The organism is Burkholderia sp. LMU1-1-1.1 (assembly GCF_040675865.1).
Taxonomy (GTDB): Bacteria; Pseudomonadota; Gammaproteobacteria; order Burkholderiales; family Burkholderiaceae_D; genus Rugamonas.
Genome location: NZ_JBEGHG010000013.1, coordinates 53,791 through 68,768, shown reverse-complemented (window position 1 = coordinate 68,768; position 14,978 = coordinate 53,791). Strand labels below are relative to the sequence as shown.

General features: G+C 62.6%; 14 protein-coding genes. 5 read left to right on the top strand and 9 right to left on the bottom strand.

Annotation, left to right across the window (positions count from 1 at the left end; translation table 11 throughout):
- Nucleotides 1-1,203 carry a tetratricopeptide repeat protein gene (locus MRBLMU1_RS14580; protein WP_363502530.1) on the top strand — a complete coding sequence of 401 codons (1,203 nt, stop codon included), beginning with the start codon at nucleotides 1-3 and terminating at the stop codon, nucleotides 1,201-1,203.
- 6 nt (nucleotides 1,204-1,209) lie between these two features.
- Here MRBLMU1_RS14580 and MRBLMU1_RS14575 read toward each other — a convergent pair whose 3' ends face one another.
- From MRBLMU1_RS14575 to MRBLMU1_RS14540, 8 genes are all read right to left on the bottom strand, one after another.
- Nucleotides 1,210-1,782, bottom strand: a complete 573-nt coding sequence (locus tag MRBLMU1_RS14575) for a hypoxanthine-guanine phosphoribosyltransferase (protein WP_363502528.1) — start codon at nucleotides 1,780-1,782, stop codon at nucleotides 1,210-1,212.
- 102 nt (nucleotides 1,783-1,884) lie between these two features.
- Nucleotides 1,885-3,138, bottom strand: coding sequence for a phenylacetate--CoA ligase family protein (locus MRBLMU1_RS14570; RefSeq protein WP_363502526.1), 1,254 nt, complete (start codon nucleotides 3,136-3,138; stop codon nucleotides 1,885-1,887).
- A gap of 47 nt (nucleotides 3,139-3,185) precedes the next feature.
- A complete protein-coding gene (locus MRBLMU1_RS14565; protein WP_315221231.1) occupies nucleotides 3,186-3,989 on the bottom strand; it encodes an ABC transporter ATP-binding protein in 804 nt (267 codons plus the stop codon).
- The gene (locus MRBLMU1_RS14560; protein WP_363502524.1) at nucleotides 3,986-5,296 is read right to left on the bottom strand and encodes an ABC transporter substrate-binding protein; all 1,311 of its coding nucleotides are present in this window, start codon (nucleotides 5,294-5,296) and stop codon (nucleotides 3,986-3,988) included. Before MRBLMU1_RS14560 ends, MRBLMU1_RS14565 begins: the two co-directional genes overlap by 4 nt.
- Nucleotides 5,297-5,337: 41 nt before the next feature.
- On the bottom strand, nucleotides 5,338-6,396 hold the full coding sequence (locus tag MRBLMU1_RS14555) for a branched-chain amino acid ABC transporter permease (RefSeq protein WP_363502522.1): 1,059 nt from the start codon (nucleotides 6,394-6,396) through the stop codon (nucleotides 5,338-5,340).
- 23 nt (nucleotides 6,397-6,419) lie between these two features.
- On the bottom strand, nucleotides 6,420-7,316 hold the full coding sequence (locus MRBLMU1_RS14550) for a branched-chain amino acid ABC transporter permease (RefSeq protein ID WP_363502630.1): 897 nt from the start codon (nucleotides 7,314-7,316) through the stop codon (nucleotides 6,420-6,422).
- Nucleotides 7,317-7,318: 2 nt separating this feature from the next.
- On the bottom strand, nucleotides 7,319-8,146 hold the full coding sequence (locus tag MRBLMU1_RS14545) for an ABC transporter ATP-binding protein (protein WP_363502628.1): 828 nt from the start codon (nucleotides 8,144-8,146) through the stop codon (nucleotides 7,319-7,321).
- Between the two features lie 20 nt (nucleotides 8,147-8,166).
- Nucleotides 8,167-10,113: an AMP-binding protein gene (locus MRBLMU1_RS14540; RefSeq protein ID WP_363502626.1), complete on the bottom strand. Its 1,947-nt coding sequence runs from the start codon at nucleotides 10,111-10,113 to the stop codon at nucleotides 8,167-8,169.
- Between the two features lie 124 nt (nucleotides 10,114-10,237).
- Between MRBLMU1_RS14540 and MRBLMU1_RS14535 the strand changes: the two genes are divergently transcribed.
- A complete protein-coding gene (locus tag MRBLMU1_RS14535; RefSeq protein WP_414646077.1) occupies nucleotides 10,238-10,924 on the top strand; it encodes a Crp/Fnr family transcriptional regulator in 687 nt (228 codons plus the stop codon).
- Nucleotides 10,925-10,999: 75 nt separating this feature from the next.
- Here MRBLMU1_RS14535 and MRBLMU1_RS14530 read toward each other — a convergent pair whose 3' ends face one another.
- Complete coding sequence (locus MRBLMU1_RS14530) at nucleotides 11,000-11,788, bottom strand: SDR family NAD(P)-dependent oxidoreductase (RefSeq protein ID WP_363502520.1); 789 nt, start codon at nucleotides 11,786-11,788, stop codon at nucleotides 11,000-11,002.
- A gap of 107 nt (nucleotides 11,789-11,895) precedes the next feature.
- On the opposite strand from MRBLMU1_RS14530, the gene MRBLMU1_RS14525 reads away from it, so the two are divergent.
- The 3 genes from MRBLMU1_RS14525 to MRBLMU1_RS14515 all read left to right on the top strand — a co-directional run bounded on the left by MRBLMU1_RS14525 (nucleotide 11,896) and on the right by MRBLMU1_RS14515 (nucleotide 14,978).
- Nucleotides 11,896-12,822 (top strand): LysR family transcriptional regulator, encoded by a 927-nt coding sequence (locus MRBLMU1_RS14525; RefSeq protein WP_363502518.1) that lies wholly within the window; start codon nucleotides 11,896-11,898, stop codon nucleotides 12,820-12,822.
- 81 nt (nucleotides 12,823-12,903) lie between these two features.
- Nucleotides 12,904-14,718, top strand: a complete 1,815-nt coding sequence (locus MRBLMU1_RS14520) for an aminopeptidase P family protein (RefSeq protein ID WP_363502516.1) — start codon at nucleotides 12,904-12,906, stop codon at nucleotides 14,716-14,718.
- Nucleotides 14,715-14,978, top strand: coding sequence for a hypothetical protein (locus MRBLMU1_RS14515; RefSeq protein WP_363502514.1), 264 nt, complete (start codon nucleotides 14,715-14,717; stop codon nucleotides 14,976-14,978). The genes MRBLMU1_RS14520 and MRBLMU1_RS14515 overlap by 4 nt, the downstream gene beginning before the upstream one ends.

Here is a 14,978-nt window from a genome sequence, read left to right as displayed (position 1 = left end):
TTGCGCGCGCTGTCGCTGTCTCTGTCTTTGTCGTTCTCGCTGCTGTGCTTTGCTCCCATGGCTTCCGCGCAGGTGCCCATCAACGACGCCGCCGCCGCGCTGGTGCAGGAGGGGGACACGCAGCTCTTCCAGCGCAAGCCCGCCGAGGCGATTCGCAGCTATGAGGCGGCGATGAAGGCCGATGCGACATCCTCGGTGCCGTTGTCGAAGCTGGCCAACGCGCTCTATTTTTTATCGATCCTGCAGAACGACGCCGCGAAAAAATTGGAATGGCGCGCGCAGTCGGAGGCGTTCGCGCAGCGGGCGTTGAAGCTGGCGCCGCGCGATCCGATCGCGCAGGAGGTGCTGCGGATGCTGTCCGAGGAAAAGCCGGCGCCGCTGCACGAGCCGACCGAGCAGGCGTTGAATCTGAAGCACGAAGGCGAGCAGCTTTTCATCGCCGGAAAACTGGACGAGGCGCGGGAAAAGTACATGCAGTCGGCGCAGGCCGACCCGTTGTATTCCACCGCCTGGATTTACGCCGGCGATTGCTACTTCGCGCAGAAAAAATATGCCGAGGCGGAGGAGCTGTTCCGCAAGGGCGTGACGATCGAGCCGCTCAATAGCCAGGGATGGCGCTTCTTGTCGGATGCGCTGGCATATCAGGGCAAGCGCGCCGCCGCCGAGGAGGCGCTGCTGAACGGGATCGCCGCGCAACCGAGCCAGATGCCCAACTGGGGCAAGCTGGCGCACCTGCGGGCGGCGAACGGCACGCCGCTACAGCCTTTGGGCCTGGTGCGTAAGGCCAGCGCCTTGCTTGATCCGGCTACCGGAAAGGGAACGGTAAGGCTCGATCCGGCATTCAGCGATCCGGCCGAGCAGAAGAAACCCGATGGCGCGGTGTGGCTGATGGTGGGGGTGAGCGAGGCGAATATCCGCCTCAAGGACCGTCAGGAAAAGACCACCACCACGCCGTTCGCGATGGAGCTGGCGGTTTGGAAGGCGGCCATGAACGTGGCAGACGAAATCGCGGCCAATGGTGGCGGCGCGCTCACCGATCCAGGCCTGATCGCCATGCACACACTGGCCAAGGCGGATCAGCTGGAGGCGGGGCTTCTGATATTGCGGTACAAGGAATCCTACCGCCCCGAGTTCGAGGCGTGGAAGAAGGCGCATCCCAACGGCATACGCAAATTCGTCGATACGTGGGGATTGCAGCCCTAGATTTCGTTATTGGTTCTCGGTCTGGATCGCCCACAGTCCCGGCAGATTGCGCCAGTAGCCGTATGCGTCCATGCCGAATCCGACCACGAAGCGGTTCGGAATCGTGATGCCGACGATGTCCGCCTTGACCGGCTTGGGCTTGCCGATCGCCTTGTCGGCGAAGACGGCCAGCACCACTTCGGCCGCGCCCATGTCGAGCAGGCGCTGTTTGACGTGCGCTAAGGTTTCGCCTTCGTCGAGGATATCATCCAACACGATGACGACGCGGCCGGCCACGTTCGAACGCGGCACCACTTTCCACACCACTTGTCCGCCCTGGTCGTCGTCGCCGTAGCGGCTGACGTGGATGTAGTCGAATTCGAGCGGGAAGGTCAGCTGCGGCAGCAGGTTCCCGGTGAAGACCACCGCGCCGCCCATCACGCCCAGCACCAGCGGGAACTCCTCGCTGTCGGCTTGGTTGAAACGGGCGTTGAGGGTGTCGGCCATCGCGGTGACGGCGCCGTCGACGGTCTCTTTGTTGAACAGCTCTTCCGCGTTCTCCAGCAGGGCGCGGGCGCGGTTGTGGTGGAAGTCTTGCATGGTCTTCTTCGGCTTTTAAAAACATGTGGAAGAACGCTATTATCCGCCATATCCCCTCCCGCCGCTCACCGTTGCTATCCCGCCACAGGATTTGCCGCGGCCCTACGTGTAATCCCGTACGTCGTCGATTACCTTGCCGTCGCTCGGCAGGCTGCCAATGGCGGCGAAACGCACCTCGCCACGCAGTTTGGTGAGCTCGCGGATCGATTCGACGATGGCAGCGTCGCTGGCGGCGCCGGGATCGGCCACCTCGCAGTGCAAGGTCATCACGTCCTGCGCCATCCGGCCGGAGATCACCAGCCGCGCCTTGACGATTTCCGGATGGCGGCGCGTCACCTCATGCACTTGCGATGGATGGACGAACATCGCGCGCACCTTGGTGGTCTGGTCGGCGCGGCCCATCCAGCCCTTGATGCGGGTGTTGGTGCGGCCGCACGGCGAATCTGGCACGCCGGTCAACACCGCCGACAGGTCGCCGGTGGCGAAGCGGATCAACGGATAGTCGGGATTGAAAACGGTGACCACCACCTCGCCAATTTCGCCGTCCGCCACCGGCTCGCCGCTGCCGGGACGGACGATTTCCAGGATCACGTCTTCATCGAGCACCATGCCGGGATGGCGCACGTCGCCGCTGCGTGTTTCGAAGGCGATGCTGCCGATATCGGCCGAGGCGTAGGTTTGCAGCACATGCGGCACGCCGTTGTTGGCGAACCACTCGCGCAGCGATTCGGGCAGCGCCTCGGCGCCCATCAGCGCCTTGGTCATGCTACTGATGTCGGCGCCCATCTCCTGCGCCTTCTCGATGATGATCTTCAGAAAGGAGGGCGTGCCGACATAGGTGTCCGGCCGCAGCTCGCTGATCGCCTGCACCTGCATCTCGGTCTGGCCGCTGCCGGCCGGGATGACGGTGCAGCCGATGCGTGCGGCGCCGCCTTCGACCATGAAAGCCGCCGGCGTGAAATGATAGGAGAAGCAGTTTTGCAGCAGGCTGCCGGGACGCACGCCGGCCGCGTACATGGGACGGCCGAAGCGCCACCAGTCCTGGCCCTTGCCTTCGGGGTCGAAGATCGGGCCGGGCGACATGTACAGGCGCGCCAATTGTCCCACCGGCGTCGTATTCAGGCCTCCGAACGGAGGCTGCATCTTTTGCAGCGCGTGCAGTTCGGATTTGCGCGTCACCGGCAAAGTCGCCAGCGCGGCGCGGCTGGTGATGTCGGCCGCGTTCACGTCCCGCAGGATGCGCGACCAGCCGGCGGCAGCCTTCGCGCGCGCCACCAGTTGCGGCAGGCGCGCCATCAGTTCGCGCTCGCGTTGTTCGGGCGTGCGTACTTCCAGGCTGTCCAGGGTATCCGTCATGATTGCCGTCCTCCGATCTCTTGATTGATATGCATGCGCGAGGGTCCTCAGGCCAGCCAGCGTTTGCGGCGGCGGTAAAACTTCATGTCGCGGAAGCTCTTGCGGCCCGCGCCGGACACGCCTAGATAGAACTCCTTGACGTCCTCATTGCTGGCCAGGTCGGCGGCCGCGCCTTCCATCACGACGCGGCCGTTTTCCAGGATGTAGCCGAAATCGGCGTAGCGCAGCGCGATGTTGGTGTTTTGCTCGGCCAGCAGGAAGGACACGTTCTCCTTGCCGTTCAAGTCCTTCACGATGCCGAAAATCTCGTCGACAATTTGCGGCGCGATGCCCATCGACGGCTCGTCCAGCAAGATCATCGACGGCTTGGCCATCAGCGCCCGGCCGATCGCGCACATCTGCTGTTCGCCGCCCGATGTGTAGCCGGCCTGGCTGGTGCGGCGCTCCTTCAATCGCGGGAAGTAGTGGTACACCTTGTCCAGCGATTCCTTGAGCTCCGCCCGCGACAGGCTGCGCGTGTAGGCGCCGGTCAGCAGGTTTTCCTCGATGGTCAGGTGCCCGAAGCAGTGGCGCCCCTCCATCACCTGCGACAGGCCGCGCTTGACCAGTTCATTGGGCGTGAGCTGGTCGATGCGTTCGCCCTTGAACTGGACGTCGCCCTTGGTGACGTCGCCACGCTCTCCGCGCAGCAGGGTGGAGATGGTCTTCAAGGTGGTGGACTTGCCGGCGCCATTGGCCCCCAGCAGCGCGACGATTTTCCCCTGCGGGACCTGGAGCGACACGCCTTTCAGCACCAGGATCACATGGTCGTAGATCACTTCCACGTTGTTGACGGAGAGGTAGGGCGTCATTTTGCGCAGGCCGGCGTGATTTTTTTCTCGGCCGCGTAGGTCGCGGAGCTTTCCTCCAGCAGTTTGCGGGTCAGCGCCTTGTCGCCGACCACCCAGTTGGGCGTGATGGCGTTCCATTTTTTGCCATCCCACTGCTGCACTTTCACCGCGCCGGAGCCTTCGTGGTCGTCGCAGCTGGTCTTTACCACCGGTAGCATGCCGAGCGCGCCGATGGCTTTTTGGCGCGCTTCGTCGACGTTGAGGTTCTCCAGGCCCCAGCGCATTTGCTCGCCGGTGATGGCTTTGCCTTTGCCGAACTTCTCCTGCGCGGTGCGCATGGCCTCGACCCAAAGGATGGCCGCGCTGACGCCGCGCATATGGTACACGGAGCCGATGCGGTCTCGGTCCGCCAGATTGCCCTTGCCGGCTTCGTAGAGTTTTTTTCTGATGTCGTCCATCACCGGGTAGTTGCCGGGGGTGTTGAAGGTCATCGCGCTGTAGCCCTTGGCCGCGTCGCCGGCCGGCACGGTGTCCTCTTCCGATCCCGCCCACCAGACGCCGAGCATTTTCTCGCGCGGGAAGCCGTTGCGCTGCGCGGTCTTGATCGCCACTGCGTTCATCGAACCCCAGCCCCACAGGATCACGTGATCCGGCTTGGCCTGGCGGATCTGCAGCCATTGCGATTGCTGCTCGCTACCCGGCGGCGTGACGGGGATCTTGATCAGTTCAAAGCCGTATTGTTTGGACAGCGCCTCCAGCACCGGCAAGGGCTCCTTGCCGAAGGCCGAGTCGTGGTACAGATGCACGATCTTCTTGCCTTTGAGTTTGTCCATGCCGCCGTTTTTGTCGCCCAGGTACTTGATCATGCCGGCGGCCTGGTTCCAGTAGCTTGTGATGAGCGGGAAGACGTAGGGGAAGACCTTGCCGTTGGCGGCGTCGGAGCGGCCGTAGCCGATCATCGTCATCGGGATTTTATCGGTCGGCAGGCGGTCGAGCACACCGTAGGCGACGCCGGTGGACAGCGGTTCGACCAGGGTGGCGCCGCCGTTCTTGGTCTTTAGCCGCTCGTAGCATTCGACGCCGCGCGACGGGTTGTATTCGGTCTCGCATTCCTCCCAGGCGATCTTGACGCCATTGACGCCGCCCGACAGATTGACCAGGTTGAAGTAGTCGATGATGCCGCCGTAGAAACCGGAACCGCCCGCCGCATAAGGCCCGACACGGTACGAAGGCAGGGCGACGTACTGTCCGGCGGCCTGCTGCGCCAACGCGGGCGCGATGGTTGCGACAAGGGCGGCTCCAAGTGCGAACGATGCGATGATTTTCATTGTTGTCTCCTCTTGGTTTACTACGCTGGGTGTGACTACGCTCAGTGCGGGAATGGCCACAGGCGCAGTTTCTCTTTACCGATTTGCCACAAACGTGCCAGGCCGTGCGGCTCGACGATCAGGAAAAATATGATCAAGGCGCCAAACACCATCAACTCCAGGTTGGACGCCACGCTGTTCGGCAGCGACAGGCTGTGTGCCAAAATATTGAGCAGCACCGGCAGCAGCACGATGAAGGCCGCGCCGAGGAAGGAGCCGAGGATCGAGCCGACGCCGCCGATGATGATCATGAACAGGATGCGGAACGACAGATCGAGGTTGTAGGCCTCCGGTTCCACGGTGCCGAGGTAAGCGAAGGCGTATAGCGCGCCGGCCACGCCGCAGTAGAAGGAGCTGACGGCGAACGCCAGCAGCTTGGTGCGCATCAGCCGGAAGCCGATCACCTCCGCCGCCACGTCCATGTCGCGCACCGCCATCCAGGAGCGGCCGACGTTGGAGCGCACCATGTTCTTGGCCAGCAGCGCCATCACCGCCACCACGCCGAGCACCAGCAGGTATTTGCGGTCCGGCGTATCGAACTGGTAGCCGAGGATGACGATTTTCTGTGCGGTGATGACGCCGGAGGCGCTGTAGTTGGTCAGGTAGGGGATCTTGGTCAGGCACCAGATGACGAAGAACTGCGTGGCCAGGGTCGACGCGGCCAGGTAGAAGCCGCGTATCCGCAGCGACGGCAGGCCGAAGGCGATGCCGACCGCCGCCGCGCTCAGGCCCCCGAGCACGAACGCCACCAGCACGGGAATGCCCGGAATGCGGGCGACGAAGTTATACGAGGCGAAGGCGCCCACCGCCATGAAGGCGGCGGTGCCGAGCGAGAGCTGGCCCGCGTAGCCGGTCAGGATGTTGAGCCCCAGCGCGGCGAGCGAGAAGATCAGAAACGGAATCAGGATCGCCGACAGGGCATAGGGCGACGCCACCAGCGGCACCACCACGATGGCGACGACCAGCAGCGCGAGCATCGCCATGCGGTCCTGCAAGATGGGGAAGATCTGGCTGTCGGCCTGATAGCTGGTCTTGAATTGTCCTGCTTCGCGGTAGAGCATGGGGCGCCTTTTATGGTTCGCTTTTAAATTCTGCGGATGATTTTTTCGCCAAACAGGCCTTCCGGCCGCACCAGAAGGAACATCAGCGCCAGCACGTACGGGAACCAGCCCTCGATGCCGCCGCCGACCAGCGGGCCGATATACACCTCCGCCAGTTTTTCCGACGCGCCGATAATCAGGCCGCCGACGATCGCGCCGGGCATCGACGTGAAGCCGCCGAGGATCAGCACCGGCAGCGCCTTCAGCGCGACGAAGGTCAGCGCGAACTGCACGCCGTTTCGCGCGCCCCACAGCAGACCGGCCACCAGCGCGACCACGCCGGCCACCGCCCACAGCACCGCCCAGATGCGTTGCAGCGGAATACCCACGGCCAGCGCGGCCTGGTGATCGTCGGCGACGGCGCGCAGCGCGCGGCCCACCTTGGTCCTGGAGAACAGCAGCGCCAGGGAGGTAACCAGGATGCCGCACACCGCCGCCGCCATGATGTCGAACTGCGACACCAGCAGGTTGAAATTCTCCATCAGGTACTCCGATGGCACGTCCTCGATCGGCAGTTCCAGCTTGTGTACCTGATTGCCCCACATCAGCTGCGCCAGTCCCTCGATGAAGAAGGCCAGGCCGATGGTGGCCATGAACAGCGTGATCTCGGGCTGGTTGACCAGCGGCCGCAGGACCACCTTTTCGATCGCGATGCCTAGCAATATCATCACCACGATCGTCAGCGGTATCGCCACCCACAGCGACACGCCGAATTTATCCATGATGCCGACGCAGGTCAGCGCGGCGAAGAACACCATCGCGCCCTGGGCGAAATTGAACACGCCGGAAGCCTTGTAGATCAGCACAAAGCCGATCGCCACCAGCGCGTACATGACACCGGACAGCAGGCCGCCGATCAGCACCTCGAAGAAGAAGTTGATGTTCATGAATGCGCGACTCCGAGGTAGGCGTTGATCACATCCTGGTTGCCGCGCACCTCGTCCGGCGTGCCGTCGCCGATCTTGCGGCCGTAGTCGAGAACCACCACGCGGTCCGAGATATCCATCACCACACCCATATCGTGCTCGATCAAGACGATGGTGGTGCCGAATTGGTCGTTGACGTCGAGGATGAAGCGGCACATGTCCTGCTTTTCCTCCACGTTCATGCCGGCCATCGGCTCGTCCAGCAGCAGGACCTCAGGCTCGGCGGCCAGCGCCCGGCCCAATTCGACGCGTTTTTGCAGGCCGTATGGCAGGCGTCCAACCGGCGTTTTGCGGATCGCCTGGATCTCCAGGAAATCGATGATCTCCTCGGCCTTGACCCGATGCTCGATTTCCTCGCGCCGCGCCGGTCCCCAGTACAGCGCCTGCATCAGGAAGTTGGACTTCATCTTCAGGTTACGGCCGGTCATGATATTGTCGAGGACCGTCATCCCCTTGAACAGCGCGATATTCTGGAAGGTGCGCGCGATGCCCGCCTTGGCCGCGGTATGGCAATCCATGTTCTTGCTATGCCGGCCGCGAAAAACGATCTCCCCCTGTTGCGGGCGATAGACGCCGTTGATCACGTTCAGCATCGAGCTTTTGCCGGCGCCATTGGGGCCGATGATGGCGCGGATCTCGTGCTTCTTCACATCGAAGGAGATGTCGGTCAGCGCCTTCACGCCGCCGAACGACAACGAGATGTTTTTCAGGTCGAGGATCACGTCGCCGATGACGCGTCGCCCGCTGTTGATGTCGGCGCCGAAATGGGCGTCTGGTTCGTTCATCTGCATGGTCGCGCTCTCCGTCATGCCGCTGCTTGGACCGCGGGGAAGGTCTTGCAGCGCTCTATCTTCAGATCCGCCGCCACCAGGCCCGTTCGGCCGTCTTCAAACTTTACCTGCGTCTCGATGTATTGCGACGTTTTTCCGCCATAGAGCGCGGCGATCAGCACCGCGTACTTTTCGGCGATGAATTTGCGCCGCACCTTGCGCGTGCGGGTCAACTCGTCGTCGTCGGGATCGAGCTCCTTGTGCAGCACCAGATAGCGGTGGATTTGCGTGTCGCCCATCATCGGCTCGGCGGCCAGGTCGGCGTTGACCTGCTCGATGCAGTCGCGGACCAGACCATAGACTTGCGGATGCGCCGCCAGGTCGGTGTAGCCGGAATAGGCGATGCCGCGCCGCTCCGCCCAGTTACCCACGGCCTCGATGTCGATATTGATGAAGGCGCAGACCTCGTCGCGTTCATGGCCGAACGCTACCGCCTCTTTGATAAACGGGAAGAACTTGAGTTTGTTCTCGATGTAATTTGGCGCGAAGATGGCGCCGCCGTTCATCCGGCCGACATCGGCGGCGCGGTCGATGATCTTCAGATGGCCTTCCAGGTCGAACACACCGGCGTCGCCGGTGTGGAAGTAACCTTGGGCGTCGATCGCCTCGCGGGTGGCGTCGGGGCGCTTGTAATAGCAATCCATCAGTGTTGGCGATTTCACCAGCACCTCGCCGTTGTCGGCCAGTTTGACCTCCACGCCGGGCGCCGGCAGGCCGACGCTGTCGAATTTGATCTGGCCGTCCGGTTGCAGGCAAATGTAGGCGCAGGTTTCGGTCGAACCGTAAAACTGCTTCAGATTGACGCCGATGGAGCGATAGAAACGGAACAGATCGGGTCCTATCGCGGCGCCGGCGGTGTAGGCGACGCGCACGCGCGACAATCCGAGCACGTTTTTCAGCGGCCCGTAGACCAGCACACGGCCCAGCGCATACGACAGGCGGTCGGCAAGCGGCACCGGTTTGTCGTCCAAAATCGCCGCGCCGCTGCGGCGCGCCACCGCCATGAAGTAATGGAACATGGCGCGTTTGATGGCGCCGGCGTCCTCCATCCGTATCATCACGGTAGTGAGCATGTTCTCGAACACGCGCGGCGGGGCGAAGTAATAAGTGGGACCGATTTCGCGCATGTCGGTCATGACGGTGTCGCCGGATTCGGGGCAGTTGACGGTGAAACCGGCCGTCATCGCCTGCGCGAAGGAGAACAGGCAGTCGCCCACCCACGCCATCGGCAGATAGGACAGGATGTCCTCCGCGTCGGTGAGGTTCTCGAAACCGACGCCGCCGATGCCGGCCGCGATCAGCGCGGCGTGGGTCTGGCACACGCCTTTCGGCTTGCCGGTGGTGCCCGAGGTGTAGAGGATGATGGCGTTGTCGCCGCCCTGGCCGGCATCGACGGCGGCGTCGAACATGCCGGGATGGGCCTTGTCCCAGTCGCGCCCCAGCTCCTGCAGGCGGGCGAAGGACATCAATCCCGGCTGGCGGTAGTGGCGCATGCCGCGCTCGTCGTCGTAGGCGATGTGGCGGACATGCGGGTACAACGTTTGCAATTCCATTAACTTGTCGACCTGCTCCTGGTCTTCGACGATGGCGTAATGGATCTCGGCGTTTTCCAGCACGTAGGCCATGTCGGCGGCCGGCGCGTCCTGGTACAGCGGCACCGGCACGCCGCCGAGGCACTGCGCGGCCAGCATCGCCCAGTACAGGCGCGGACGGTTGTCGCCGATGATGGCCAGGTTCATGCCGCGTTCGAACCCCAGCGCGGCCAGCCCGCAGGCGAGCGCGCGAACTTCGTCGTTCACCTGCGCCCAGTTCCAGCTTTGCCAGATGCCAAGGTATTTTTCGCGGAACGCGGGTTTGCCGGGTCTGACCTGGCCGTGCGCGAGCAGGCGGCGAGGAAAAGTCTCTTGATTGTTTTGCACCAGTTGTCTCCGGTTGCTTTTCTTGTACTTGTGTACAGCTTCTTGTGTGATGATATTAGCCTGACACAAAGACCTGCGTTGTCGTTTCGACGACAATTGACCGACTTTTCTATGGTGCGACGCAATAATGCCTGATCAACATTGTTCTCTGAAAGAAGCACTGCGGACGGCCATTTGGGCGCAAAGCCTGACGCCGGAACAAATGGCGCGCGTCGAGGCCGATACCTTTGAAACCTTCGTCCCCAAGGGTGGTTATGTTTGCCGCAAAGGGGATATGGTCGAGAATTGGCTCGGTATTATCGACGGGATGGTCAAGATGAATAACTTCTCGCGCTCCGGTAAAAGCGTGACATTTACCGGTGTGCCGGCGGGCGGCTGGTTCGGCGAGGGTTCGATATTAAAGAACGAGATTCTTAAATATGATGCGATGGCATTGCGCGATGCCCGCATCGCGCGCATGCCGGCTTCCACATTTATGTGGTTGCTGGATTCGAGTTTGCCTTTTACCCGATTCCTGCTGATGCAATTGAACGAGCGTCTCGGGCAATTTATCGGCATGGTGGAAAACGACAGATTGCTCAATCCCGATACCAGAGTGGCACGATGTCTTGCATCGATGTTTAATTCCCACCTTTATCCCGGCCTGGAAAAGCTGATTCAAATATCGCAGGAGGAATTAGGACTTCTTTCCGGCGCATCGCGCCAGCGCGCGCATCAGGCTTTGCATCTGCTGGAGAAACAAGGCCTGCTGCGCGTCGATTACGGCGGCATCCGCATACTCGATCTGGAAGGCCTGCGGCGCTACGAAGCCTGAGCCCTCGTGCCGGAAATTGGCGAATACACGCCAATATTTAGCACGGATAGCGGGCAATTGCGTGGCAAATGCCTGTTACGCGATGGTCGGCACCGTTCCGCCTTCGGCGCGGATGGCCGCGCCGTTGATCACCGCCGCACGCTCGCTGGCCAGGAAGGTGACCACGTTGGCGACTTCATGCGGTTTAGCCAGCCGGTAAATAAGGGAAGACGGCCGATTCTCCGCCATGAACTTGCGCTCGGCTTCCCCATATGACAGTTCTGGATTCACCGACGAAATAAAACCCTTTAAACTCTCCGTTTCAGTCGGACCGGGAAGCACCGAATTAACCGTTACTTTCGTTCCCTTGGTTAATTCAGCCAGACTGCGCGATATCGATAATTGCGTCGCCTTGCTGGCGCTGTAATGCGCCATCGATGCCATGGGCGTCAATGCGACTTCGCTGGAAATAAATATGACCCGTCCATTGCCACGTTCCAGCATGCCTTTCAAATAAGTGCGGGCCAGGCGGACGCCACTCCAGACATTCACTTCAAACATGCGCTGCCAATCCTCGTCGGACGTGGAAAAGAAATCGCTCAGCGCGTAGGTGCCCATGTTATTCACCAGGATATCGATTTCGGGATAATGCGCCGCCGCTGTGCTTTCGCTTCCCGCCACACTCATATCCGCCACCAGGGGTAATGCGCGACCATCGCCGAATTGCCGGTTTAAAGCCGTCACGGTTTGCATGACCGTGTTGTCGCTGCGTCCGTTAATGATGACGCGCGCGCCATCTTGCAGTAGTTGCAGCGCGATGGCGTGGCCGATGCCGGCCGTCGAAGCGCTGACGAGCGCCGTTTTACCTTCCAGATTCAGATGCATGATGTATTCCTTTAGTTGGTATGCATGCAGTATGGTCAGCGCGGAATGCTTTGATAAGACACCATAATGGAATATGATCTGTGAATTCAATTCACAAGTGATCGACCATGGATAGCCGCAGCGGTGAGATGCTGGTGTTTGCCAAAGTTGTCGAAACGGGTAGTTTTTCCGCCGCCGGCAAGCTCCTCAATCTGACGCCGTCGGCGGTCAGCAAGCTCGTCACGCGCATCGAGGAGCGCCTCGGCGTGCTGTTGTTGCAGCGCTCAACCCGGCAGCTCGCCGTCACCAGCGAGGGGAGGCATTTCTACGACAGTTGCGTGCGCATCCTGGATGATATCGAAGAGGCGGAGCAGGGCATCGCCCAGGGCAAGGTGGCCGCGCACGGTTTGTTGCGCGTGAATGTGTCGCTGCCGTTCGGCACGCATCAGCTGTTGCCGGTCATCCCGGAATTTAGCCGGCGCTATCCGGATATCACGCTGGATCTGTCGCTGACGGACGCCCTGGTCGATTTGCAGCGCGAGCGGGTCGATGTCGCGATTCGCATGGGACCGCTCGCGGACGCCAGTTTCCGCGCCCGCCCGTTGGGGCGGAGCCGGCTGGCGGTGGTGGCGTCGCCGGCCTATCTGGCCGCGCACGGCACCCCCGCCCATCCCGACGACCTAGCCCTCCATCGTTGTTTTAACTTTAACTTTCGGCGCGCGCTGGACGAGTGGCCGTTCCTCATCGACGGGCACACGGTATATCGCCAGGTCGGCGGCGGCATGTTGACCAATAACGGCGAGACGATGCGCCAGTTGACTATCGACGGCCTGGGCGTCGCGCGTCTGGCGCTGTTCCACATCGGCCACGATATCGGGGCTGGACGGTTGGTGGAGGTGCTACCTGGTTTCAATCCGGGCGACACCGAGGAGATCCACGCGATTTTCCGCAACCAGCGCCACATGCCGCAGCGCGTGCGGGTGTTTATCGACTTTCTGGTCGAGAAAACGGGCAATGCCGATTTCGGTGTGGCGCCCCACATGGTTCAACGGTGACGGCAAACCAGCGCTAAGGCAATCGCGGTATCATAGCGACAAGCTATGCCGCACCGGCGGCGCACCGGATTCAAGCTACCCATGGATATTTCAGATACCACCCACGTCCCCGAGCGCCTGGCGCTGTTGCGGGCGGCGATGCGCCGGCACCGGATCGACGCGCTGCTGGTGCCGTCTGCCGATCCCCACCTGTCCGAATACCTGCCGGCCCGCTGGAAGGGCCGCGAGTGGCTGTCCGGTTTCACCGGCTCGGTCGGCACCTTCATCGTCACCGCCGATTTTGCCGGCGTCTGGACCGACGCGCGCTACTGGACCCAGGCCGAGCAAGAACTGGCCGGCACCGCTATCGGGCTGATGAAGCTCGCCTCCGGCGCCAGCGTGCAGTATGTCGACTGGCTGGCCGCCAACCTGCAAGCCGGCCAGACCCTGGCCGTGGACGGCGCGGTACTGGGCCTGGCGATCGCGCGCCTGCTGCGGCAGGCGCTGGACGCGAAAGGCGTCGCCTTGCGCACCGATCTCGATCCGCTCGACGAGATCTGGACCGATCGTCCCGCTCTGCCGGCGACGCCGGTCTACGAACACCAGCCGCCGTACGCGTCGAAAAGCCGCACCGCCAAACTGGCCGAGTTGCGCGACGCGATGCAACGGCTGGGCGCAGACCGGCACCTGATCTCCACCTTGGACGATATCGCCTATCTATTCAATTTGCGCGGCGCGGACGTCAATTTCAATCCGGTCTTCCTGGCGCACGCGCTGATTACGCCGACCCGTGCGACCTTGTTCGTCGCCGACGGCAAAATCGCCGCCGAGCTGGTTAAACAACTGGCGGAGCAGGATATCCATGTCGCCCCCTACGGCGCCATCGCCGGGGCGCTGGCCGACTTGCCGCGAGATGCCACGCTGCTGGTCGATCCGCGCCGCGTGACCTTCGGCACCCGCCAGTGCGTGCCGGAAGAAGTCCGCGTGATCGAGGCGGTCAACCCGACCACCTTCGCCAAGTCGCAAAAGAGCGAGCAGGATGCAAGCCACATCCGCGCGACGATGGAGCAGGACGGCGCCGCGCTGTGCGAGTTCTTCACATGGCTGGAGCAGACGCTGGCCGATCCCGCCAGAGCCCCTTTGACCGAAGTGGCGATCGACCGCCACATCACGGCGGCGCGCGCGCGCCGGCCGGGTTTTATCAGTCCGAGCTTCGCCACCATCGCCGGCTTCCGTGCCAACGGCGCGATCATGCACTACCGCGCCAGCGAGGCGCACCACGCCGTGATCGAGGGCGACGGCCTGCTGCTGATCGATTCCGGCGGCCAGTATTTGGGCGGCACCACCGACATCACGCGCGTGGTGGCCGTCGGCGCCATCACCGCCGAACATAAACGCGACTTCACGCTGGTGCTCAAGGGCGTCATCGCGCTGTCGTCCGCGCGCTTCCCGCGCGGGACCAAATCCCCGATGCTCGACGCCATCGCCCGCGCGCCGTTATGGGCCGAAGGGCTCGATTTCGGCCACGGCACCGGCCATGGCGTCGGCTATTTCCTCAACGTGCACGAAGGCCCGCAGTCGATCTCGCAATCGGCGATGCCGGAGCCGCACACCGCTATGGAACCAGGCATGATCACATCGATAGAACCGGGCCTTTACCGCCCGGGCAAATGGGGCATCCGGATTGAAAACCTGGTGCTCAACCGGCCCGCCGGCCAGACCGAGTTCGGCGACTTCCTGCAGTTCGAGACGCTGACCCTGTGTCCGATCGACACGCGCTGCATCGAGCCCTCGCTGCTGCGCGACGACGAAAAGCGCTGGCTCAACGACTACCACGCCACGGTGCGCGGCCGTTTGCTGCCGCTGTTGTCCGGCGACGCGCTGGCCTGGCTGGAAAACCGCACGGTGGCGCTATGAGCGGCCGCGCAACCCGGGCCACGTCGGCCGTCGACCGCCTCAAGGTCCGCAGCGGCAATGCCAAGTATTCGATGTCGCGCACCGGCAGCGGCCACTTCTTCCTGACCGAGGGACCCGGCCTGCCGCCGTTGTGCGCGCCGTTGGAGCTCGACGATTTCGTCGCCTTCGTCAACGGCATCTCGCCCGGTCCGCCACGGCGCGTCAGCAAGCTCGATATCGCGTTCGAGAAGCAGCTCACAAAAAAAGCACCCAAAGAATAA

What these genes read in the sequence shown, in the direction of transcription:
- MRBLMU1_RS14575 (WP_363502528.1), bottom strand. Translation starts at nt 1,782, where the DNA reads ATGCAAGACTTCCACCACAACCGCGCCCGCGCCCTGCTGGAGAACGCG.
- MRBLMU1_RS14525 (WP_363502518.1), top strand. Translation starts at nt 11,896, where the DNA reads ATGGATAGCCGCAGCGGTGAGATGCTGGTGTTTGCCAAAGTTGTCGAA.
- MRBLMU1_RS14535 (WP_414646077.1), top strand. Translation starts at nt 10,238, where the DNA reads ATGCCTGATCAACATTGTTCTCTGAAAGAAGCACTGCGGACGGCCATT.
- MRBLMU1_RS14560 (WP_363502524.1), bottom strand. Translation starts at nt 5,296, where the DNA reads ATGAAAATCATCGCATCGTTCGCACTTGGAGCCGCCCTTGTCGCAACC.
- MRBLMU1_RS14565 (WP_315221231.1), bottom strand. Translation starts at nt 3,989, where the DNA reads ATGACGCCCTACCTCTCCGTCAACAACGTGGAAGTGATCTACGACCAT.
- MRBLMU1_RS14555 (WP_363502522.1), bottom strand. Translation starts at nt 6,396, where the DNA reads ATGCTCTACCGCGAAGCAGGACAATTCAAGACCAGCTATCAGGCCGAC.
- MRBLMU1_RS14520 (WP_363502516.1), top strand. Translation starts at nt 12,904, where the DNA reads ATGGATATTTCAGATACCACCCACGTCCCCGAGCGCCTGGCGCTGTTG.
- MRBLMU1_RS14570 (WP_363502526.1), bottom strand. Translation starts at nt 3,138, where the DNA reads ATGACGGATACCCTGGACAGCCTGGAAGTACGCACGCCCGAACAACGC.
- MRBLMU1_RS14545 (WP_363502628.1), bottom strand. Translation starts at nt 8,146, where the DNA reads ATGAACGAACCAGACGCCCATTTCGGCGCCGACATCAACAGCGGGCGA.
- MRBLMU1_RS14530 (WP_363502520.1), bottom strand. Translation starts at nt 11,788, where the DNA reads ATGCATCTGAATCTGGAAGGTAAAACGGCGCTCGTCAGCGCTTCGACG.
- MRBLMU1_RS14515 (WP_363502514.1), top strand. Translation starts at nt 14,715, where the DNA reads ATGAGCGGCCGCGCAACCCGGGCCACGTCGGCCGTCGACCGCCTCAAG.